This is a genomic window from Streptomyces anthophorae (assembly GCF_049310305.1).
In the GTDB taxonomy this organism is placed as follows: Bacteria; Actinomycetota; Actinomycetes; order Streptomycetales; family Streptomycetaceae; genus Streptomyces.
In genome coordinates, this window is record NZ_JBLWQQ010000001.1 from 5,228,591 (window position 1) to 5,249,117 (window position 20,527).

The 20,527-nt window shown below is 70.3% G+C and carries 18 protein-coding genes; 8 read left to right on the plus strand and 10 right to left on the minus strand.

What is annotated here, in order from left to right; translation table 11 throughout:
* Positions 1-176: 176 nt before the first annotated feature.
* From ACNYS0_RS23900 to ACNYS0_RS23910, 3 genes are all read right to left on the minus strand, one after another.
* A complete protein-coding gene (locus tag ACNYS0_RS23900; RefSeq protein WP_422476530.1) occupies positions 177-1,352 on the minus strand; it encodes a L,D-transpeptidase in 1,176 nt (391 codons plus the stop codon).
* Positions 1,353-1,497: 145 nt separating this feature from the next.
* Complete coding sequence (locus ACNYS0_RS23905; protein WP_422476531.1) at positions 1,498-2,550, minus strand: P1 family peptidase; 1,053 nt, start codon at positions 2,548-2,550, stop codon at positions 1,498-1,500.
* Positions 2,551-2,625: 75 nt separating this feature from the next.
* Positions 2,626-3,810 (minus strand): low temperature requirement protein A, encoded by a 1,185-nt coding sequence (locus tag ACNYS0_RS23910; RefSeq protein ID WP_422476532.1) that lies wholly within the window; start codon positions 3,808-3,810, stop codon positions 2,626-2,628.
* A gap of 301 nt (positions 3,811-4,111) precedes the next feature.
* On the opposite strand from ACNYS0_RS23910, the gene pflB reads away from it, so the two are divergent.
* From pflB to ACNYS0_RS23925, 3 genes are read left to right on the plus strand one after another with little or no spacing between them, the layout of a single operon-like run.
* Positions 4,112-6,382: a formate C-acetyltransferase gene (pflB, locus tag ACNYS0_RS23915; protein WP_422476533.1), complete on the plus strand. Its 2,271-nt coding sequence runs from the start codon at positions 4,112-4,114 to the stop codon at positions 6,380-6,382.
* 48 nt (positions 6,383-6,430) lie between these two features.
* A complete protein-coding gene (gene pflA, locus ACNYS0_RS23920) occupies positions 6,431-7,234 on the plus strand; it encodes a pyruvate formate-lyase-activating protein (protein WP_422476534.1) in 804 nt (267 codons plus the stop codon).
* A 46-nt stretch (positions 7,235-7,280) separates the two neighbouring features.
* Positions 7,281-7,481, plus strand: a complete 201-nt coding sequence (locus ACNYS0_RS23925) for a hypothetical protein (protein WP_422476535.1) — start codon at positions 7,281-7,283, stop codon at positions 7,479-7,481.
* Positions 7,482-7,500: 19 nt separating this feature from the next.
* Here the strand turns inward: ACNYS0_RS23925 and mscL are convergent, their stop codons facing one another.
* From mscL to ACNYS0_RS23955, 6 genes are all read right to left on the minus strand, one after another.
* Complete coding sequence (gene mscL, locus ACNYS0_RS23930; RefSeq protein WP_422476536.1) at positions 7,501-7,965, minus strand: large conductance mechanosensitive channel protein MscL; 465 nt, start codon at positions 7,963-7,965, stop codon at positions 7,501-7,503.
* Between the two features lie 117 nt (positions 7,966-8,082).
* Entirely contained in the window at positions 8,083-8,643 is a 561-nt protein-coding gene (locus ACNYS0_RS23935; protein ID WP_422476537.1) for a hypothetical protein, read from the minus strand.
* 163 nt (positions 8,644-8,806) lie between these two features.
* Positions 8,807-9,670 (minus strand): S-methyl-5'-thioadenosine phosphorylase, encoded by an 864-nt coding sequence (locus ACNYS0_RS23940; RefSeq protein WP_422476538.1) that lies wholly within the window; start codon positions 9,668-9,670, stop codon positions 8,807-8,809.
* Between the two features lie 102 nt (positions 9,671-9,772).
* Positions 9,773-10,111 (minus strand): FmdB family zinc ribbon protein, encoded by a 339-nt coding sequence (locus tag ACNYS0_RS23945; RefSeq protein ID WP_422476539.1) that lies wholly within the window; start codon positions 10,109-10,111, stop codon positions 9,773-9,775.
* 69 nt (positions 10,112-10,180) lie between these two features.
* The gene (locus ACNYS0_RS23950; protein ID WP_422476540.1) at positions 10,181-11,473 is read right to left on the minus strand and encodes an MFS transporter; all 1,293 of its coding nucleotides are present in this window, start codon (positions 11,471-11,473) and stop codon (positions 10,181-10,183) included.
* A gap of 235 nt (positions 11,474-11,708) precedes the next feature.
* Positions 11,709-13,166, minus strand: a complete 1,458-nt coding sequence (locus tag ACNYS0_RS23955; RefSeq protein WP_422476541.1) for a potassium/proton antiporter — start codon at positions 13,164-13,166, stop codon at positions 11,709-11,711.
* A gap of 246 nt (positions 13,167-13,412) precedes the next feature.
* Between ACNYS0_RS23955 and ACNYS0_RS23960 the strand changes: the two genes are divergently transcribed.
* Positions 13,413-16,166 carry a penicillin acylase family protein gene (locus ACNYS0_RS23960; protein ID WP_422476542.1) on the plus strand — a complete coding sequence of 918 codons (2,754 nt, stop codon included), beginning with the start codon at positions 13,413-13,415 and terminating at the stop codon, positions 16,164-16,166.
* Between the two features lie 68 nt (positions 16,167-16,234).
* On the opposite strand, the gene ACNYS0_RS23965 is transcribed toward ACNYS0_RS23960, so the two are convergent.
* Entirely contained in the window at positions 16,235-16,867 is a 633-nt protein-coding gene (locus ACNYS0_RS23965; protein WP_422476543.1) for a 5-formyltetrahydrofolate cyclo-ligase, read from the minus strand.
* Between the two features lie 94 nt (positions 16,868-16,961).
* On the opposite strand from ACNYS0_RS23965, the gene galU reads away from it, so the two are divergent.
* The 4 genes from galU to ACNYS0_RS23985 all read left to right on the plus strand — a co-directional run bounded on the left by galU (position 16,962) and on the right by ACNYS0_RS23985 (position 20,507).
* Positions 16,962-17,864 carry a UTP--glucose-1-phosphate uridylyltransferase GalU gene (gene galU, locus ACNYS0_RS23970; RefSeq protein WP_422476544.1) on the plus strand — a complete coding sequence of 301 codons (903 nt, stop codon included), beginning with the start codon at positions 16,962-16,964 and terminating at the stop codon, positions 17,862-17,864.
* 145 nt (positions 17,865-18,009) lie between these two features.
* Positions 18,010-19,356: a molybdotransferase-like divisome protein Glp gene (glp, locus tag ACNYS0_RS23975; RefSeq protein WP_422476545.1), complete on the plus strand. Its 1,347-nt coding sequence runs from the start codon at positions 18,010-18,012 to the stop codon at positions 19,354-19,356.
* Positions 19,357-19,452: 96 nt separating this feature from the next.
* A complete protein-coding gene (gene moaC / locus ACNYS0_RS23980; protein WP_422407909.1) occupies positions 19,453-19,962 on the plus strand; it encodes a cyclic pyranopterin monophosphate synthase MoaC in 510 nt (169 codons plus the stop codon).
* Positions 19,959-20,507, plus strand: coding sequence for a MogA/MoaB family molybdenum cofactor biosynthesis protein (locus ACNYS0_RS23985; protein WP_422476546.1), 549 nt, complete (start codon positions 19,959-19,961; stop codon positions 20,505-20,507). The genes moaC and ACNYS0_RS23985 overlap by 4 nt, the downstream gene beginning before the upstream one ends.
* The last annotated feature ends 20 nt before the right edge of the window (positions 20,508-20,527 follow it).

Here is a 20,527-nt window from a genome sequence, read left to right on the forward strand (position 1 = left end):
TCGTGTCACCTCGTGGGTGCATACCGTAGTCCTTCGGCCGGACTTCGTGTCCGTGAAATGACAAACGGGGGACGGGATTTGAGCAACGTGCCTGGACAACGCGCGGGCCGCGCGGGAGGTTCCCGCGCGGCCCGTGTCAAAGAGCGTGCGTGTGGGGCGGTGAGGACGCGTGCGGGTCAGGCGGCGCTGCCCGCGGTCCACTGGTCCCACGCCATGTTCCAGCCGTTCAGGCCGTTGTCGGGGGCGATCGTCTCGTCGTGCGAGTTCTTCATGACGACGACGTCGCCGACGAGCGAGTTGTCGTAGAACCACTTGGCGGTCGTGTCGCCGCCCGCGCCCTTCACGTCGCGCATGCCGACGCAGCCGTGGCTGGTGCCCTGCGAGCCGAAGATGCCGGGGGAGCTCCAGTAGTTGCCGTGGATGAAGGTCCCGGACTGGGACAGGCGCATCGCGTGCGGCACGTCCGCAATGTCGTACTCGCCGCCGAAGCCGACGGTGTCGCCGTTCATGCGCGTCTGGACGAACTTCTCGGAGATCACCATCTGCCCGTTGTACGTCGGGTGTTGGTTGCTTCCGGTGGAGACGGGGACCGACTTGATCGTCTTGCCGTCGCGGACGACCGTCATCTTCTGCGTGTTCGCGTCGACCGTGGAGACCTGCGCGCGGCCGACGGTGAAGCTCACCGTCTTGTCCTGCACGCCGTGCACCCCGTTCGCTCCCTCGACGCCGTCGAGGTCGATCTTCATGGTGACCTTGGAGCCGGCCTTCCAGTACTCCTGGGGCCTGAAGTCGAGGCGCTGTGCACCGAACCAGTGGCCGACGACCTTCTGGCCGCCGCTGGACGTCACCGTGATGTGCGACTGCACGTCCTTCTTGTTGGTGATCGCCTTGTCGAACGTGAACGAGACCGGCATGCCGACCCCGACGGTCGATCCGTCGTCCGGCGTGTACGTGCCGATGAAGCTGTTGGCGCTGGAGACGGTCGTGAAGATGGAGTTGGCGGCGGCCTTGTGTCCGCCGTCGTCCTTGGCGGAGGCGGAGATCCGGTACTTGGTGCCGCGCTCCAGCTGCTCCTTCGGCTTCCATGCCGCGCCGTCGGCCGTGATCGTGCCGGGGACGGTCTTGCCGCTCGCCGACTCGGTCATCTTCACCGTGGTCAGCTTGCCGTCCTTGACCTTCACGCCGGTCGCGTTGATCGACGCGCCGGTCGAGCCGTCCTTGGCGGAGATGGCGATCTTCGGGGCGTCGCCGCCCTTGTCGTCGCTGGCGGTGGCGTCGCCCCCGCAGGCCGTGAGGGTCAGTGCGCCGACGGCGATGGTCGCGCACACGACGGCTATGTTCTGCCTGCTCACGGTCTGCTCCCCTTTTCGTGGTTTCTGCTGTTCCGCAGGTTCTCTACCGATGTGGGGGAAGAGCGTGAGAAGGGCGGAAGGGTTCCCTCCGCTTGTTGTGAACGCAGCCACAGGGACAGTTCTGTTACGCGGCGGTGGATCTCTGTTACACGGCGTCGGCCGGGCCCCCGTAGAGGTCGCTGTACGAGAGGTGGGTGCGGCCGTCGACCGACACGGACTCCGCCGTGCGCAGGGCCCGCACGATCGCCCGCGTCACGAGGTCGGCACCGGCCGCGAGCACCTCGTTGAGGGCGAGGGGGTTCGCGGCGTCGAGCGGCCGCTCCCCGGTGGCGAGCGCGAACACCGTGTCCCCGTCGTTGAGCAGGTGCACCGGGCGTACGGCCCGGGCGATCCCGTCGTGCGCGGTACCGGCGACCTTCTGCGCCTGGGCGCGGCTGAGGTCGGCATCGGTGGCGACGACGGCGAGGGTGGTGTTGAGGGGCTGCACCCCGTTGGCCGCGGCCGCCTCCGCGATCCGCTTGCCCGCCGCCTCGTGCGTCTGTGGCGTCGGGTACGTCACCGGTCCGCGCTCCGCGAAGAACTCGCCGTAGAGCGCCCCGGTGGCCGGGTCCACGGCGGAGCCCGCGGCGTTCGCGACGACCAGGGCGGAGACCGTGATCCCGGAGTCGAGGACCGTGGAGGCGGTGCCGATGCCGCCGCGCAGCTTCCCGACGAGCGTGCCGGTGCCCGCGCCGACGTTGCCCTCCTGGACGGGGGAGCAGGGCTCCGTCGCGGCGGCGGCCTCGATGGCGGCGCGGCCCGTCGCCGCGTCCGGCCGGGCCCGCCAGTCGCCGCCCCGGCCGAGGTCGAACACGCACGCCGCGGGCACCACCGGCACGACGTCCCCGGGGCGGGCGCCGGCCGGGACCCCGCGCCCCTGGTCCTCCAGCCACGCCATCACGCCCGACGCGGAGTCGAGCCCGAAGGCGCTGCCGCCCGTGAGCACGATGGCCTCGATCCGCTGCACGAGGTTGCGCGGGTCGAGTGCGTCGGTCTCCCGCGTGCCGGGGCCACCGCCGCGTACGTCGACGGCGGTGACCGCGCCGCCCTCGGGGGCGAGCACGACCGTCGTACCGGTCAGGAATCCGTCCCCGACGCGGGTGGCGTGTCCGACGCGCAGGCCGCGGACGTCGGTGAGGGCATCGTTGCGTGTCGTCATGTGCCATGCCTACCACGGGAGTTGGCTCCCGGCCGGGGTGCCGCCCGGGGTGCCGTTCGCGGCCGGTCAGGCCGGTCAGGCCGGTTGCGGCTCGCTCCCGCGCGAGGACAGCGTCACCCCGGCCGCCACCGTGAGCGCCGCGACGATCCCCGCCGCGAGCACCGCCCAGTGCCCCGCGAACGTGCACGCGAGCACCAGCAACGCGCTGACCGGCAACGCCATCTGCTGCGCGGCCCCCACCTTGAAGAACCGCGCGTGCAGCGCCCACACGAGGAGCAGGAACACCGCCGACGGGACGGTCACGGCGGCGGAGGCCGCGGCCGTGGAGATGTGCGCCTCGCCCACCGCCTGCTCGACGGCGACCTCGATGCCCGCGCCGATGGACGCCGCCGACGCGAGGATGAAGAAGTGGCCGTAGCCCCACACGAACGCCTGCCGGTTGCTGCGCAGCCGGTCGTGGATCGGCACCGCGAAGTAGATCCACCAGGCCGCGAAGACGATGAGGAGGCCGCCCGCCGCGATCGGCAGGAGCTCGCCGAGCGCGTCGTTCTCCTCGATGCCGGACTTCACCGCGACCGTCGCCGCGGCGATCGACTCGCCGAGGACGATGATCGTGAACAGGCCGTAGCGCTCGGCGATGTGGTGCGGGTGCCAGGACGTCTGCCGGTCCCGCTCCGCGTACACCGGCACGCACATCTCCAGGATCGCCATCGCGAGGAACACCCAGCCCTGCGCCGCCTTGGGCGTGAACAGCAGGGCCAGCCAGCCGATCTGGCAGGCGAGCACCCCGCCCGCGTACCGCAGCGCCACCCGGCGCTCGGCCCCCGTGGTGGAGGCGGCGGCCCGCAGCCAGTGCGTGGCCATCGCGACCCGCATGATCAGGTAGCCGAGCCAGACCACCATGTAGTTGTCGTGTGCGAACGCCTGTGAGACGCCGGCCGCGAGCACCAGGACGCCCGCGATCTGGACGAGCGTGATCACGCGGTAGACCGCGTCGTCGTTGTCGTAGGCCGAGGCGAACCACGTGAAGTTCATCCACGCCCACCAGATCGCGAAGAAGACGCGCGCGTAGTCGATCACGCCGGCGCCCGAGTGGCCCTCCGCGACCGCGTGCACCAGCTCCGCCCCGCCCTGCGCGACGGCGACGACGAAACAGAGGTCGAAGAAGAGCTCCAGCGGGGACGCGGCCCGGTGTTCCTCGTCGCGCCCCCTTTCGACCATGCGGCGGATCGGGGAGCGTTTGTCTGGCGTGGACGTCATGGGTCCACCCCAGCAGATCGGGCCGCGGCGTGGGGGAATCGGCACGCAGTCCACGCATGTGCGGCCGCGGCCGGTACCACGGAAATCCGGCACATTTCTTGTGAATGCGTTCACAAGCGGACATGGGTCGAAAGTCCCGAGGAAACCCCCAGGTCAGCCCGCATGTTGTGGCGGATTTGGGCCCGAAGCAGGGCCTTATGGTCCTGAACTCAGGACCATCGCCGCCCCTCCAAGGGGCCCCGCAGGAGTGCAATGAACACGTAGCAACCCACCGGTCGAAGAGATGGGGAAGGTGCCGCAGATGACTGCCACTCCCGCGGAAAAGACGACGCACGGCGAGGCCTGGGACGGCTTCAAGGGAGGGCTGTGGCGCGACGCCGTCGACGTCCGCGACTTCGTCCAGCGGAACTACACCCCCTACGAGGGCGACGGCTCCTTCCTCGCCGGACCGACCGAGCGCACCACCGCCGTGTGGGACAAGCTCCTCGGGATGTTCCCCGCGGAGATCGAGCGCGGCGTCCACGACGTCGACGTGAAGACCCCCTCCCGCATCGACGCGTTCAGGCCCGGCTACATCGACGGCACGCCCGCGAATCACAACGACCTCATCGTGGGCCTCCAGACCGACGCCCCGCTCAAGCGCGCGATCATGCCCAACGGCGGCTGGCGGATGGTCGAGGGCGCCCTGAACGCCTACGGCTACGAGGCCGACCCCGAGGTCCGCGAGATCTACACCCACCTGCGCAAGACCCACAACGAGGGCGTCTTCGACGCCTACACCCCCGAGATCCGCGCCTGCCGCTCCTCCGGCATCATCACGGGACTGCCGGACGCCTACGGCCGCGGCCGCATCATCGGCGACTACCGCCGCGTCGCCCTCTACGGCGTCGACCGCCTCATCGCCGCCAAGCAGGCCGACAAGGACGAACTCGCCGCCGCCTGGCCCACCGAGCACGTCATCCGGGACCGCGAGGAGATCTCCGAGCAGATCAAGGCGCTGAACGAGCTCAAGGCCATGGCCATGTCGTACGGCTACGACATCTCCGGACCCGCCACCACAGGACGCGAGGCCGTCCAGTGGCTCTACTTCGCCTACCTCGCCGCCGTGAAGGAGCAGAACGGCGCGGCCATGTCGATCGGCCGCATCGACAACTTCCTCGACATCTACCTCCAGCGCGACATCGAGGCCGGCCGGATCACCGAGTCCGAGGCCCAGGAGTTCATCGACGACTTCGTCATCAAGCTCCGCATCGTCCGCTTCCTGCGCACCCCCGAGTACAACGACCTCTACTCCGGCGACCCGACCTGGGTCACCTGGTCGATGGCCGGCATCGGCGAGGACGGCCGCCCGCTCGTCTCGCGCACCACCTTCCGCGCCCTGCAAACTCTCTACAACCTCGGCCCGGCCCCCGAGCCGAACCTGACGGTCTTCTGGTCGCGCGAACTCCCCAAGGGCTTCAAGGACTTCGCCTCCCGGGTCGCCATCGACACCTCGGCCATCCAGTTCGAGTCCGACGAGCTGATGCGCCCCAAGTACGGCGACGACACCGCGATCGCCTGCTGCGTCTCCGCGATGGCCGTCGGCAAGCAGATGCAGTTCTTCGGCGCCCGCGTGAACGTCGCCAAGGCGCTCCTCTACGCGATCAACGGCGGCCGCGACGAGAAGTCCGGCAAGCAGGTCGTCGAGGGCTTCGAGCCCATCGAGGGCGAATACCTCGACTACGAGACCGTCGCCGCCCGCTACGACGCGATGCTCGACTGGCTGGCGAAGACGTACGTCCACGCCCTCAACGTCATCCACTACATGCACGACAAGTACGCCTACGAACGTATCGAGATGGCCCTGCACGACCAGGAGATCCTGCGCACCATGGCGTGCGGCATCGCGGGTCTGTCGGTCGCCGCGGACTCCCTGTCGGCGATCAAGCACGCCAGGGTCAAGGTGATCCGTGACGAGACCGGCCTCGCCGTCGACTACGAGATCGAGGGCGACTACCCGGCCTACGGCAACAACGACGACCGAGCCGACGACATCGCCAAGCGCATCGTCCACGGCTTCATGGAGAAGGTCCGCAAGCACCCGACCTACCGGAACGCCGTGCACACCCAGTCGGTGCTCACGATCACCTCGAACGTCGTCTACGGCAAGAAGACCGGCAACACCCCGGACGGCCGCCGCGCCGGCACCCCCTTCGCCCCCGGCGCCAACCCGATGAACGGGCGCGACGAGCACGGCTACATCGCCTCCGCCCTGTCGGTCGCGAAGCTGCCCTACGACGACGCCGAGGACGGCATCTCGCTGACCAACACGATCACCCCGGACGCACTCGGCCGCACGCCCACCGAGCGGATCGGCAACCTGTCCGGCGTGCTCGACGGTTTCATGGCCAGCGACGGCTTCCACATGAACGTCAACGTCCTCGACAAGGCCACCCTCGAGGACGCCATGGAGCACCCGGAGAACTACCCGCAGCTCACCATCCGGGTCTCCGGGTACGCGGTGAACTTCGTCCGCCTGACGCGCGAGCAGCAGCTGGACGTCATCCACCGCACCTTCCACGGCTCCCTCTGAGCCGCTCCTCCCGACCGAGACACCCCGTAGGACACGAGGAGGAACGCCATGACCGTGCTGCTCACCCAGAACCTCACCGCGAACGACGCCGCCACCCCGGCCGCCGCCGCGACCCGTCGCCCCATCGAGGGCTCGGTGCACTCCTGGGACCTGTCGACCGGCGTCGACGGGCCGGGCACCCGCTTCGTGACGTTCCTCTCCGGCTGCCCGCTGACCTGCCTGTACTGCCACAACCCCGACACCTGGAAGATGCGCGACGGCAAGCGCACCGCAGCCGACGCGATCGTCGCCGAGGCCGCCAAGTACACCCGGTTCATCGAGGCGGCCGGCGGCGGCGCCACCATCAGCGGCGGCGAGCCCCTGCTCCAGCCGGTCTTCGCCGGCGAGCTGCTGCACCGCTTCAAGCACGAGCTGGGCCTGCACACCGCCCTCGACACCTCGGGCTTCCTCGGCGTACGCGCCACCGACGCCCTGCTGCGCGACGTGGACCTCGTGCTGCTCGACATCAAGTCCTGGGACCGCGCCACGTACAAGCACGTCACCGGGCGCCCGCTTCAGCCCACCCTCGACTTCGCGCACCGCCTCGCCGACCTCGGCAAGAACGTGTGGGTGCGCTTCGTGCTCGTCCCCGGCCTGACCGACGACCCCGCCAACATCGAGGGCGTCGCCGCCTTCGCGGGCTCCCTCGGCAACGTCTCCCGGGTCGACGTGCTGCCCTTCCACAAGCTCGGCGAGGCGAAGTGGCAGGCGCTCGGCAAGACCTTCACGCTGCACGACACCCCCTCGCCCACCCCCGAGCAGGTCGCTTCCGCCAAGGCGATCTTCGAGTCCCACGGCCTCACGGCCGTCTGACCCGGCGCCCAGGGGGCCGCCGCCCCCGGCGACGTACCCTGGAGCCATGAGCAGCCCCGCCCCCGACCCCAAGAAGCGCGATCCGAAGAAGCGTGACCCCAAGGCCGCGCTGATCTTCGACGATCCGCTGACGGCGCAGTCCTCCGACGACACGGACCGAGGCTGGGGCGAGCGGCCGGCAGCCGGCGACAACAGCGCCGCCGACCTGGCCCGTTTCCTCGACGAGAAGCCGCCCCACCACATCTGAAGGGCCGCGGCGAGCCCTGCTAGGGCTCGGTGTGCCCCGAACCGCGCTGCGCCACGAGCGCGTCGCGGATTTCCTTGAGCACCTCCAGCTCGGAGACCTCCAGGACCTCCTGGGTGCCCTCCTTCTCGGCCTTCTTCGCGGCCTGCCGGGCGAGGTACTTGGCCATCGGCAGCACCATCAGGAAGTAGACGACGGCGGCCGTGATCAGGAAGCTGATCGCGGCGCTGAGAACCGTGCCCCACATGATCTGGATGCTGTCGTCGCTGCCCTTTTCGCACGTGCCCTTCAGGCAGTACGCGTACTTGTTCAGGTCCTGCGTGCCGAACGCGCCGACGATCGGGTTGATGACCCCTTCCACCACCGCGTTCACGATGTTGGTGAATGCGGCGCCGATGACCACGGCCACCGCGAGGTCGATCACATTGCCCCGCATGAGGAAGGCCTTGAAGCCCTCCCACAGGCTCGGTCCGTTGTTCTCGCTCACCAGAAGGCCTCTCTTCACATGTCCAGGTTGTGGAGCAAACGCTTCCGCAACCTACGACAGTTCGGGTCAGACCTGTCCAATTCAGTAGCTCGATCGGGGGACTTGACGAGATATACGTCACCACACCGTCACCGCCAACCTAGAGGCGGCTCCGGCGCCCGCGAGCCGCGCCGCGGTCGCGCGTTCCACCGTCAGCACCACCAACGCCCCGCCCGCAGCCGAGGTTTCGCCGACATCGCCGCCTTGACCGAGAGTTGGCCCCGGTTTCGGAACGGATGCCACGCGGGCGCCGGACGCGAGCACCCGCACCCCCGGCCCGCCGTCCGCCCGCGCCGCCACCACGTCGACCCGGTCGCCCGGCCGCAGCAGCCGCACCGCACCCGCGTCCGCGATCCGCACCGGCGCCGACACCGTCACGGCGGACGCGGCGGCCCGACCGCCCGGCGCCGCTCCCGCGTGCGGGGGCTCGGGACCGCCTCCCGCGCCGGAGGACGGCACCGCGGCCGCCAGCGCCGCGGCGGCCAGGACGAGCCCCGCCGCCACGGCAGGACGGCGCCGACGCCGGCCCGAGCGCCCCGGCCGCCACCGCGCGCCGCGCACCCGCACGGGAGGGAAGGGCGGCACCTCGGACGTCGGGGGAATGCCGAGCTCGTACGGGACAGGTACAGATGCGGACACAGTCGTCACCGCCTGCGGATCGGTCGGGCCGGACGGGCACCTCGCCCGTCTCGCCGCTCACGATCCGCCTCCGCGCCGCATCCCGCCGGAGCCCGTGCACTACCGAGCGGTTGTGGACAACTCCCTCACCCGAAGTGGGAGTTCCGGTACCGGGAGCCCGGCGTCACGGCAGCCGGAACCCCGGGTCCATCCCGCCGAGCGCCCCCGTGCACGGGCAGTCCCGCTCCGCCTCCGCGGGCAGCCCCGCCACCGCGTCGAACAGCACCGTCCGCAGCCGGTCCACATTGGCCGCGAACACCTGGAGCACCTCGTCGTGCGAGACGCCCTCGCCGCTCTCCGCGCCCGCGTCCAGGTCCGTGACGAGGGTCAACGACGTGTAGCAGAGCTCCAGTTCACGGGCGAGCATCGCCTCCGGGTGCCCGGTCATCCCGACCACCGACCAGCCCATGGCGGCATGCCACCGGGACTCGGCGCGGGTGGAGAACCGGGGCCCCTCGACGACCACGAGCGTCCCGCCGTCCACCGGCTCCCAGTCCTTGCCGCGTGCCGCCTTCACGGCGACCTTGCGCCCGGTGGGGCAGTAGGGGTCGGCGGGCGACACGTGCACGACGTTCGGCACCGTCCCGTCCGGGAGCGGCCGGCCGTCGAAGTAGGTCTGCGCCCGCGACTTCGTACGGTCCACGAACTGGTCGGGCACGAGCAGCGTCCCCGGCCCGTACTCGGGCCGCAGGCCGCCCACCGCGCACGGGCCGAGGACCTGGCGCACGCCCACGGAGCGCAGCGCCCACAGATTGGCGCGGTAGTTGATGCGGTGCGGCGGCAGATGGTGGCCGCGGCCGTGCCGGGGCAGGAAGGCGACCCGGCGCCCCGCCACCTCACCGAGGAAGAGCGAGTCGCTCGGCGGCCCGTAGGGGGTGTCGACGTGGACCTCTGTCACGTCGTCCAGGAACGAGTAGAAGCCGGAGCCGCCGATCACGCCGATCTCGGCGGCGGCGCTTGCGTTCGTGTTGCCTGAGTTGGTCGCCATGGTGCAGCACGGTAGTCACGCGGGGAACGCCGAAGACCCTGCCGTCCGAAGACGACAGGGTCTCGTAAGAATTCGCGGCGCTGTTCGCGCTGGTCGCGCTGCTTACGCGGCGGAGGACGTCGAAGAACTCGACGAGCTCGACGAAGACGCGGACGAAGCGGACGTCGACGGCTTGGAGTCCGAGGACGGCTTCGAGTCAGAGGACTTCGACTCGGAACCGGTCGACGACTTCGAGGCCGACGCCGGGCTGCTGCTCGACGAGGAACCGCGGCTGTCGTTGCGGTAGAAGCCGGAGCCCTTGAAGACGATGCCGACGGCCGAGAACACCTTCTTGAGGCGGCCGTTGCAGCTGGGGCACTCGGTCAGGGCATCGTCGGTGAACTTCTGCACCGCCTCGAGGCCCTCGCCGCACTCGGTGCACTGGTACTGGTAAGTCGGCACTGTGTCTTCCTCCTGGCACTCTCACTCGTTGAGTGCTAACGACGATCCATAGTGACCTATTCCGCGGGATCAGTCCACTGCCACGGGCTCGCGGTGACCCACACCACGTGCCACGGTCCGCCCCACCGAGGTCGGAGTGAGCCGCGAACGCAGCAGGAACATGACCATCAGGGCGAGCACGGTGCCGCCCATCGGGACGAGGAATCCGGCGCCGTCCCAGAGGCGGTCCTCCAGCTGTCCGGCCACCGACACGGCGGCCGCCTGACCGAGCGCGACCGCGCCGGTCAGCCAGGTGAAGGCCTCGGTGCGGGAGCCCACGGGGACGATCTTCTCGACCAGCGTGTAGCCCGTGATCAGGGACGGCGCGATGCACACGCCGACCAGCAGACCGAGCCCGGCGAGCAGCACCACGGACTGCGCCGCCCACAGCCCGGAGGCCATGACGGCGAGGGCCGTGTAGCCGACGAGGAGCCGGCGCTGCGGGGCGATCTTCCACGCGATGGCGCCGCAGACCAGGCCCGAGAGCATGTTGCCCGCGGCGAAGATCCCGTACAGGACGCCGTTGAGGCCGGGCTCGCCGATCGACTCGGTGTACGCGGCGAGCGAGACCTGCATGCCGCCGAAGACGGAACCGATGCCGAGGAACGTGACGATCAGGACGCGCACACCGGGGACGCGGAGCGCGGAGGCGTGCTGCACGCGCGCGTGCCCCTCCAGGCCGGCCACAGGGGGCTGGGTGGCCTTCTGGGTGGCGAACAGGAGGCCGCCGACGAGCGTGAGCGCCGCCTCGGTGAGCAGGCCCGCGGCCGGGTCGATGCCGGTGCACAGGGCCGTCGCGAACAGCGGTCCGAGCACGAACGTGAACTCGTCGGTGACCGACTCGAAGGCGGCGGCCGTCTGCATCAGGGGCGAACCCTGGAGCTTCACGCCCCAGCGGGCCCGCACCATGGGCCCGATCTGCGGTGTCGAGGCACCCGTGGGCACGGCCGCCAGGAACAGCGTCCAGGTGGGCGCCCCGGAGAGCGCGAGCGCGGTGAGCGTGAGACCCGCCGCGGAGTGCACGAGCACGCCGGGCAGCAGCACGGCACGCTGCCCGAAGCGGTCGGCCAGCTTACCGCTGTAGGGCGCGAACAGCGCCATGGCGACACCGGTCGTCGCGGAGACCGCGCCCGCGGTGCCGTAGGAGTCGGTGGTGTGCTGCACGAGCAGCACGATGGAGATCGTGAGCATCGCGAACGGCTGGCGGGCCGCGAAGCCGGGAAGCAGGAACGTCCAGGCCCCGCGGGTGCGCAGGAGCTGCCCGTAGCCGGGGCGTGCGGCCCGCTGGGTGCCGGGTTCGGTGACCGTGTCCTTCTGTGGCACGGTCCTTGCCTTTCTGCCGCCTGGTAGCGCGCGGTCCTCCTGGTTGAGGGGTGCGCGCCGAGAGCCGTCCTCATGCGCCGGGAACCGAGTGATACCTACGGTCCGCGCCAGGAGAGGCCCTGGGCCAAGCAGGTCAGGCCGTGAAGCACGGCGCTGCAAGGGGACCGCGGCCGCTTTGCGGTCGCGCCGGCTCTACGTCAGGCAGAGTCGGTCGTACATGGTCTGTGCATCCATGCTAACGGGCTCCCGGGCCCGCCGTGCCCAACCATCCGGCCAGCTTTCCGCCGAGGGCGACGGCCCGCAGGCGCGCCTCCGCCGCGTCCCGCACCGGGTCGGTGGCGACGACCAGGAGTTCGTCGCCCTTGCGCAGCACGGTGGTGGGTGCGGGCACGGAGGAGGCGCCGTCGCGGACGACGAGCGTGACGGCGGCCCCCTTGGGCAGCCGAAGTTCGCCGACCTCCACGCCGTGCATCCGCGAGCCCTCCGGAATGGAGACGGACAGCAGGTGCCCGCGCAGCCGCTCCAGGGGCGCCGATTCGATGCCGAGGTCGGCGGTGTCCGAGGTGCCGGCCAAGCGCAGCTTCCCGGCGAGCCAGGGCAGTGTCGGGCCCTGGATGAGGGTGTAGACGACGACCAGGACGAAGACGATGTTGAAGATCCGCTGGCTGTCGGCGACGCCCGTGACCATCGGGATGGTCGCCAGGATGATGGGCACGGCGCCGCGCAGCCCGGCCCATGACATGAGGGCCTTCTCCGCCCACGGTATGCGGAAGGGCACCAGGCTGACGACGACCGACAGGGGTCGCGCGACCATCGTGAGGACCAGGCCGATGAGGAGCGCGGGCACGATGTCGTCGGCCAGCTCGTGCGGGGTGACGAGCAGGCCGAGCAGGACGAACATGCCGATCTGCGCGATCCAGCCGAGCCCCTCGGCGAAGCCTCGGGTGGCCGGCCAGTGCGGCAGCTTGGCGTTGCCCATCATCATCGCGGCCAGGTAGACGGCGAGGAACCCGCTGCCGTGGGCCATGGCGCCCGCGGCGTACGCGGAGGTGGCGATGGCCATGACGGCGATCGGGTAGAGGCCGGAGGCGGGCAGGGCCACGTGCCGCAGGCCGAAGGAGCCCAGCCAGCCGACCGCGAGGCCGATGGCGGCGCCGATGGCGAGCTCCAGGGCGATCTCGCCGACGAGGACGTACCAGTGCTCCATGGGGCCCGCGGCGGAGAACGCGACGACGAGGATGACGACCGGGGCGTCGTTGAAGCCGGACTCCGCTTCCAGGACGCCGGTCACGCGCGCGGGGAGCGGCACCCTACGGAGAACGGAGAAGACCGCCGCCGCGTCCGTGGAGGAGACCACGGCGCCGATGATCAGTGCCTGTTGCCACGCGAGGCCCACCAGGTAGTGCGCTCCTGCCGCCGTCACACCCACGCTCACCGAGACGCCCACGAGGGACAGGGCGGCGGCCGCGGGGAGCGCGGGTTTGATCTGCTTCCACTTCGTGCCCAGACCGCCCTCGGCGAGGATCACGACGAGCGCCGCATAGCCGATGACCTGCGTCATTTCGGCGTTGCTGAAGTCGACGTGACCGAACCCGTCCTGGCCCATGGCGACGCCGATGCCGAGATAGAGCAGGAGGCTGGGCAGTCCGCTGCGCGAGGAGATGCGCACGGCGGCGACCGCCACGAGCAGCACGAGGGCGCCGACGAGCAGGAGCTGGTTGAGCTGGTGGACAGTCAGGGGCCGTTCCTTCCAGGAGGGGCACTGCGACAGGCAAGTTACTTCGTTACCTTACCTAATCGTTAACGCTTTCTTGATGCCGGATACGTCACGCCGTTCTCCGTAGAACCCTGCTTCTCGACTCCGCGTCCGGAGCCACAGCGCACTGCTCGTAAGGTTGCTCTCGCCCAGCCCGGTTAGCGAAGGACAGCAAGGACCGCGATGCCCTCCACTACGAACGCCTCTGCCGGCCGCCCGCCCGGCAAGAAGAAGGGGCGCCGAGCCCGACTGATCGTGATCGTCCTCGTGTTGGCCGTCCTTGCGGGCATCGGATTCGGTGCCTACTGGAGCGTCGACAGTGTGCGGGCGTCCATGCCGCAGACGACCGGGTCCATCCAACTCGACGGGCTCGACGGACCGGTGCAGGTCAAGCGGGACAGCTACGGGATCCCGCAGATCTACGCGTCCACGGACCACGACCTGTTCATGGCGCAGGGCTATGTGCAGGCGCAGGACCGGTTCTACGAGATGGACGTGCGGCGCCATACGACCTCCGGTCGGCTCTCCGAGATGTTCGGCAGGGGCCAGGTCAAGACCGATGAGTTCCTGCGCACCATGGGCTGGCATCGCGTGGCGCAGAAGGAGTACGACACCAAGCTGTCGCCCTCGACCAAGAAGTACCTCCAGGCGTACTCCAAGGGAGTCAACTCCTACCTGGGGGGCAAGAGCGGCAAGGCGATCTCCGCGGAGTACGTCGCGCTCGGCTTCGAGAACGACTACAAGCCGCAGAAGTGGTCGCCGGTGGACTCGGTGGCCTGGCTCAAGGCGATGGCCTGGGACCTGCGCGGCAACATGCAGGAGGAGATCGACCGCTCGCTGATGACGAGCCGGCTCGGCCCGAAGCAGATCGCCGACCTGTACCCCGACTATCCGTACACGCGGCACAAGCCGATCGTGCAGGAGGGCGGCTACGACAGCGCCACGAAGTCGTTCGACGCGTCCTCCGGCGGCGGTACGGGCACCCAGTCGGCCGGGGCGGCGGGCACCGGCCTGGCGGGCGACGCACAGGCCCCCAGCGGCCTCCAGGGGCAGCTGGGCGGCCTCTCCAAGGTCCTGGACGAGATCCCCGACTCCGCGGGCCTCGGACCCAACGGCAACGGCATCGGCTCCAACTCGTGGGTGGTCTCGGGCGACCACACCATCACCGGGAAGCCGCTGCTCGCCAACGACCCGCACCTGGCGCCGCAACTGCCGTCCGTCTGGTACCAGATGGGCCTGCACTGCACGAGCGTCTCCAGCAAGTGCCAGTACGACACCTCGGGCTACACCTTCGCGGGCATGCCGGGCGTGGTCATCGGCCACAACCAGAACATCTCCTGGGGCCTGACCAACTCGGGCGTCGACGTCACCGACCTCTACCTGGAGAAGTTCAGCGGCGACGGCTATCTGGTCGACGACAAGACGGTGCCGTTCAAGACCCGCAAGGAGACCATCAAGGTCGCGGGCGGCGACTCCAAGACGATCACGGTGCGCGAGACCGACAACGGGCCGCTGCTGTCCGACCGCAACTCCGAACTCGTGAAGGTCGGCAAGAAGGCCGGCGTGGACGCGGCGGCCCCCGACCGCGGCGACGGCTACGGCATCGCGCTGCGCTGGACCGCGCTCCAGCCGGGCAACACCATGGACGCCGTCTTCGGGCTCGACAAGGCGTCGAACTGGTCCGAGTTCCGCAAGGCGTCCGCCGACTTCCAGGTGCCCTCGCAGAACCTCACCTACGCCGACACCGAGGGCAACATCGGCTACCAGCTGCCGGGCCGGATCCCGACCCGAGGCGAGGGCGACGGCTCCCTGCCGTCTCCCGGCTGGGACTCCAAGTACCGCTGGACCGGCTACATCAAGCAGAACGAGCTGCCCTACGAGTTCAACCCGAAGCGCGGCTACATCGTGACCGCCAACCAGGCCGTGGTCGACGACAGCTACCCGTACACGCTGACCAAGGACTGGGGCTACGGCACCCGCAGCCAGCGCATCACCGACCTGATCGAGTCGAAGATCAAGGACGGCGGGAAGGTCTCCACCAACGACATGCGCACCATGCAGATGGACAACAGCAGCGAGATCGCGAAGCTCCTGGTGCCCTACCTGCAAAAGATCGACGTCCAGGACAAGGACGTCAGGGACGCGCAGCAGCTCCTGGAGAACTGGGACTACACCCAGAACCCGGACTCGGCCGCCGCGGCCTACTTCAACGCCGTGTGGCGCAACATCCTCAAGCTCGCCTTCGGCAACAAGCTGCCCAAGGAGCTGCGTGTCGACGGCCAGTGCCTGAGCGTCGAGCCGGTCGACAAGACGGGCCCCGCCGACGAGGACCGCAAGGTCCGCGAGTGCGGCGAGCGGGACACGCACTCGGCGCAGCCGGACGGCGGCGACCGCTGGTTCGAGGTCGTCCGCAAGATCATCAAGGATCCGAAGAACGACTGGTGGAAGACGCCGGGCAGCCGCACGAACGCCCCCACCGAGAACCGTGACCAGCTGTTCGCGCGCGCCATGGAGGACGCCCGCTGGGACCTCACGGCCAAGCTCGGCAAGGACATCGACACCTGGAGCTGGGGCCGGCTGCACAAGCTGGAGCTGAAGAACCAGACCCTCGGCACCGAGGGCCCGGGCTGGCTCCAGTACGTGCTCAACCGCGGCCCCTGGAAGCTGGGCGGCGGCGAGGCGGCCGTGAACGCGACCGGCTGGAACGCGGCGGGCGGCTACGGGGTCGACTGGGTGCCGTCCATGCGGATGGTGGTCAACATGGCGGACCTCGACAAGTCGAAGTGGATCAACCTCACGGGCGCTTCGGGGCACACCTTCAGCGACCACTACACGGACCAGACCGAGAAGTGGATCAAGGGTGACCTGTTGCCGTGGAACTTCTCCGAGAAGGCCGTCGGTGACAGCACCGAGGACTCACTGGTGCTGAAGCCATAACAGCGCACCATGCCGAAGGGGCCTGCACGCGCGCGTGCAGGCCCCTTCGGCATGTGGGGCGCGGGGGTCTAGAAGCGCCGCACGCCCGAGGGCGTCACCACCGCGTCCACGGCCTTGTCGTGAGCCTCCTGGGGGAGGTGTGCGACGACCTCGCTGTCGTGGAGCAGCACGACCAGCGCGGGCCGCGCACCGGCCGCCTCCAGGCGCGCGAGCACCCGGTCGTACGAGCCGCCGCCGCGGCCGAGCCGCATCCCGCGCGCGTCCACGGCGAGCCCCGGAAGCAGCACCACGTCCGCCTCCAGGACGGCATCGGGGCCGAGCCGCTCGCCGCCGGGCTCCGACAGGGCCATCTTTCCCGGGTGCCGCACCGTGACGAGCGAGGCCGCCCCGTCGTACCCGCCCCAGTCCAGGTCGTTGTCGGGCAGCAGGGCCGGCAGCAGCACGCGCGTACCCCGCGCGCGCAGGGCGTCGAGGAGCGCGCCGGTCCCGGGCTCGCCGCCCACGGAGACGTACGCCGCCACCGTGCGGGCCTTCGCCAACTCGTCGAGTTCGAGAGCCCGGCGGGCCACGGCCCGCTCCGCCTCCCGTACGTCATCCTCCGTCAATGCGTTCCTCACCTGGAGGAACTCCCTGCGCAAGGAACGCTTGTCAGGGTGGACGCCGCGCGGTTCAGCTGCGGGCTCATCGGTGTGCGGACTCATAGCCGGGTCACAAACCTCTCCTATTCGACGCATATATGTGCCTACAAAGCGGACCCACAGATTCCGCCCATAGCAGCCGGATATGGTGACCCGCATGACTGACGCGCACACCAGGATCACCAAGGCTGTCATCCCCGCCGCGGGCCTCGGCACCCGGTTCCTGCCCGCCACGAAGGCGACTCCCAAGGAGATGCTCCCGGTCGTCGACAAGCCGGCGATCCAGTACGTGGTCGAAGAGGCCGCGGCGGCGGGGCTCGGCGACGTACTGATGATCACAGGTCGCAACAAGCGCCCGCTGGAGGACCACTTCGACCGCAACCACGAGCTGGAGGCGGCGCTTCAGAAGAAGGGCGACGCGGGCCGCCTGGCCAAGGTCCAGGAGTCCAACGACCTCGCCACCATCCACTACGTGCGCCAGGGCGACCCCAGGGGCCTCGGCCACGCGGTCCTGTGCGCCGCCCCGCACGTGGGCAACGAACCCTTCGCGGTACTGCTCGGCGACGACCTGATCGACCCCCGCGACCCGCTGCTCCAGAAGATGGTGGAGGTCCAGGAGGAGCACGGCGGGAGCGTCATCGCGCTCATGGAGGTGGAGCCCTCCCAGATCCACCTCTACGGATGCGCCGCCGTCCAGGCCACCGAGGACGGGGACGTCGTCCAGGTCACCGACCTGGTGGAGAAGCCCGATCCGGCCGACGCCCCCTCCAACTACGCGATCATCGGCCGCTACGTCCTCGACCCCGCCGTCTTCGACATACTGCGCAAGACCGAGCCCGGCCGCGGCGGCGAGATCCAGCTCACCGACGCGCTCCAGCAGCTCGCCGCCGACGAGAAGATCGGCGGCCCCGTGCACGGCGTCGTCTTCAAGGGCCGCCGCTACGACACCGGCGACCGCGGCGACTATCTCAAGGCGATCGTCCGCCTCGCATGCGAACGTGAGGACCTGGGACCGGAGTTCCGGACCTGGCTGCGCGGCTACGTCGCCGAGGAGGTCTGACCCGACGAGGTCCGGCACCCGCTCCCCGGTGGACCTGCGCCCCGGTACGGCACACCGCCTCCGGGGCGTCACATATCGCCCGTGGTAGTAACACCGGTATACGCCGAAGATTCAGTACACCGGCACGAGGAGCAGGGGAGCAGCAGTGAACAGTTTCAGTGCCACCGAGGACCAGGCGCAGATCTGGTCGGTGGACGAGCATCTGGACGACATCCTCGCCGCCGTCCACGCTCTCGACCCCATCGAGCTCCAACTCCTCGACGCACAGGGCTGTGTGCTCGTCGAGGAGGTGACGGTCCCGCTGTCGCTGCCGCCGTTCGACAACAGCTCGATGGACGGCTACGCGGTGCGCGTCGCGGACATCGCGGGCGCGAGCGAGGAGTTCCCCGCCGTGCTCACGGTGATCGGGGACGTCGCCGCGGGCCAGGCCGAACAGCCCACCGTCGGCCCCGGCGAGGCCGCCCGCATCATGACCGGCGCCCCGCTGCCGCCCGGCGCCGAGGCCGTCGTCCCCGTCGAGTGGACCGACGGAGGACTCGGCGCGGGCCCCGTCACCTCGATGCCCGCCCACAGCACGGCCCCTGAGGGTGCGTCGGGCGAGGTCCGCGTGCACCGCCCCGCCGAGGCACGCGCGCACGTACGCGCACAGGGCAGCGACGTGCAGGCGGGCGACCGGGCGCTCTCCGTCGGCACCGTCCTCGGCCCGCCGCAGATCGCGCTGCTCGCCGCCATCGGCCGCGGCACCGTACGCGTGTGCCCGCGCCCGCGCGTGGTCGTCGTCTCCACCGGCACCGAACTCGTCCAGCCCGGCGAACAGTTGGCGCCCGGCCAGATCTACGACTCCAACAGCTTCGCCCTCACCGCCGCCGCCCGCGACGCCGGAGCCATCGCCTACCGGGTGGGCGCGGTCTCCGACGACGCCGAGACGCTCCGCTCCACCATCGAGGACCAGCTCATCCGCGCCGACCTCATCGTCACGACGGGCGGCGTCAGCGTCGGCGCGTACGACGTGGTCAAGGAGGCCCTGAGCGGCATCGGCGACCCGGACGACGAGGAGGGCATCGGGGCCGGCAGCGGCGTCGAGTTCCGCAAGCTCGCCATGCAGCCCGGCAAGCCGCAGGGCTTCGGCTCCATCGGCCCCGACCACACCCCGCTGCTCGCGCTGCCGGGCAACCCCGTGTCGTCGTACGTCTCCTTCGAACTGTTCGTACGCCCCGCGATCCGCGCCCTGATGGGCCTGCCCGAGGACGCCGTGCACCGCCCGAAGGCCCGCGCGACCCTCACCGCCGACAAGGCGCTGACCTCGCCCTCCGGCCGCCGCCAGTTCCTGCGCGGTGTGTACGACGCCGAGGCCGGCGAGGTCGCCCCCGTCGGCGGCGCCGGCTCCCACCTCATCGCGGCGCTCGCGCAGGCCGACTCGCTGATCGTGGTCCCCGAGGACACGACGTCGGTGGAACCCGGCGCCGAGGTGGACGTGGTCCTGCTGGGCTGACAGGGCCGACTGTCGGAGGCTCGCGATAGCGTGTCGCGCACAAATCGTCCGGCGCGCCGCACCGCGCACGGCTCGGATCGGGAGCGCCACAGCACCATGAGCACTTCGCAGCATCAGCAGGACCAGACCGACCGGCTCACGCACATCGACGAGGCCGGTGCCGCCCGCATGGTCGACGTATCGGAGAAGGACGTCACCGCACGCACCGCCCGCGCCAGCGGCCGCGTGCTCGTCTCGCCGCGCGTGGTGGAGCTGCTGCGCGGCGAGGGCGTGCCCAAGGGCGACGCGCTCGCCACGGCGCGGATCGCGGGGATCATGGGCGCCAAGCGCACCCCCGACCTGATCCCGCTCTGCCACCCGCTGGCCGTGTCCGGGGTCAAGCTCGACCTGTCCGTGGCGGACGACGCCGTGGAGATCCTCGCCACCGTGAAGACCACGGACCGCACGGGCGTCGAGATGGAGGCGCTCACCGCGGTCTCCGTCGCCGCGCTCACCGTCGTCGACATGGTCAAGGCCGTAGACAAGGGAGCCGTCATCTCGGACGTACGGGTGGAGGAGAAGACCGGCGGCAAGTCCGGGGTCTGGAACCGGGAGGCGCGGTCATGACCGACGGCTACCGCGCCCTCGTCGTCACGGCCTCCAACCGGGCCGCCGCAGGGGTCTACGAGGACAAGGGCGGCCCCCTGATCGCCGCGGGCCTCAGAAAGCTGGGCTTCGCCGTCGAGGGCCCCCAGGTGGTTCCGGACGGCGATCCGGTGGAGGCAGCGCTGCGGGCCGCGGTCGGGGCGGCGTACGACGTCGTGATCACCACCGGCGGCACCGGCATCTCGCCCACCGACCGCACCCCCGAGGCGACGGCCCGCGTCCTCGACCGCGAGGTACCCGGCATTCCGGAGGCGATCCGCGCGTACGGCCGGGAGAAAGTGCCCACGGCGGCGCTCTCGCGTGGCCTCGCGGGGGTCGCCGGGCGCACACTGATCGTGAACCTGCCCGGTTCCAGCGGGGGTGTGAAGGACGGGCTCGCCGTCCTCGGGCCGCTGCTGACCCACGCCGTCGACCAGATCCACGGCGGCGACCATCCGCGAAGCGATTCCGGACCCGACGGAAGCGGGTCCAGACCCGACGCCCAGGCACCCGGGGGTGCGCACTGAACAGCCCGTCGTGGCCCGTC

Coding starts and splice junctions, on each gene's coding strand:
- ACNYS0_RS23905 (WP_422476531.1), bottom strand. CDS start 2,550: ATGACGACACGCAACGATGCCCTCACCGACGTCCGCGGCCTGCGCGTC.
- ACNYS0_RS23910 (WP_422476532.1), bottom strand. CDS start 3,810: ATGACGTCCACGCCAGACAAACGCTCCCCGATCCGCCGCATGGTCGAA.
- pflB (WP_422476533.1), top strand. CDS start 4,112: ATGACTGCCACTCCCGCGGAAAAGACGACGCACGGCGAGGCCTGGGAC.
- pflA (WP_422476534.1), top strand. CDS start 6,431: ATGACCGTGCTGCTCACCCAGAACCTCACCGCGAACGACGCCGCCACC.
- ACNYS0_RS23925 (WP_422476535.1), top strand. CDS start 7,281: ATGAGCAGCCCCGCCCCCGACCCCAAGAAGCGCGATCCGAAGAAGCGT.
- ACNYS0_RS23940 (WP_422476538.1), bottom strand. CDS start 9,670: ATGGCGACCAACTCAGGCAACACGAACGCAAGCGCCGCCGCCGAGATC.
- ACNYS0_RS23960 (WP_422476542.1), top strand. CDS start 13,413: ATGCCCTCCACTACGAACGCCTCTGCCGGCCGCCCGCCCGGCAAGAAG.
- ACNYS0_RS23965 (WP_422476543.1), bottom strand. CDS start 16,867: ATGAGTCCGCACACCGATGAGCCCGCAGCTGAACCGCGCGGCGTCCAC.
- galU (WP_422476544.1), top strand. CDS start 16,962: ATGACTGACGCGCACACCAGGATCACCAAGGCTGTCATCCCCGCCGCG.
- moaC (WP_422407909.1), top strand. CDS start 19,453: ATGAGCACTTCGCAGCATCAGCAGGACCAGACCGACCGGCTCACGCAC.
- ACNYS0_RS23985 (WP_422476546.1), top strand. CDS start 19,959: ATGACCGACGGCTACCGCGCCCTCGTCGTCACGGCCTCCAACCGGGCC.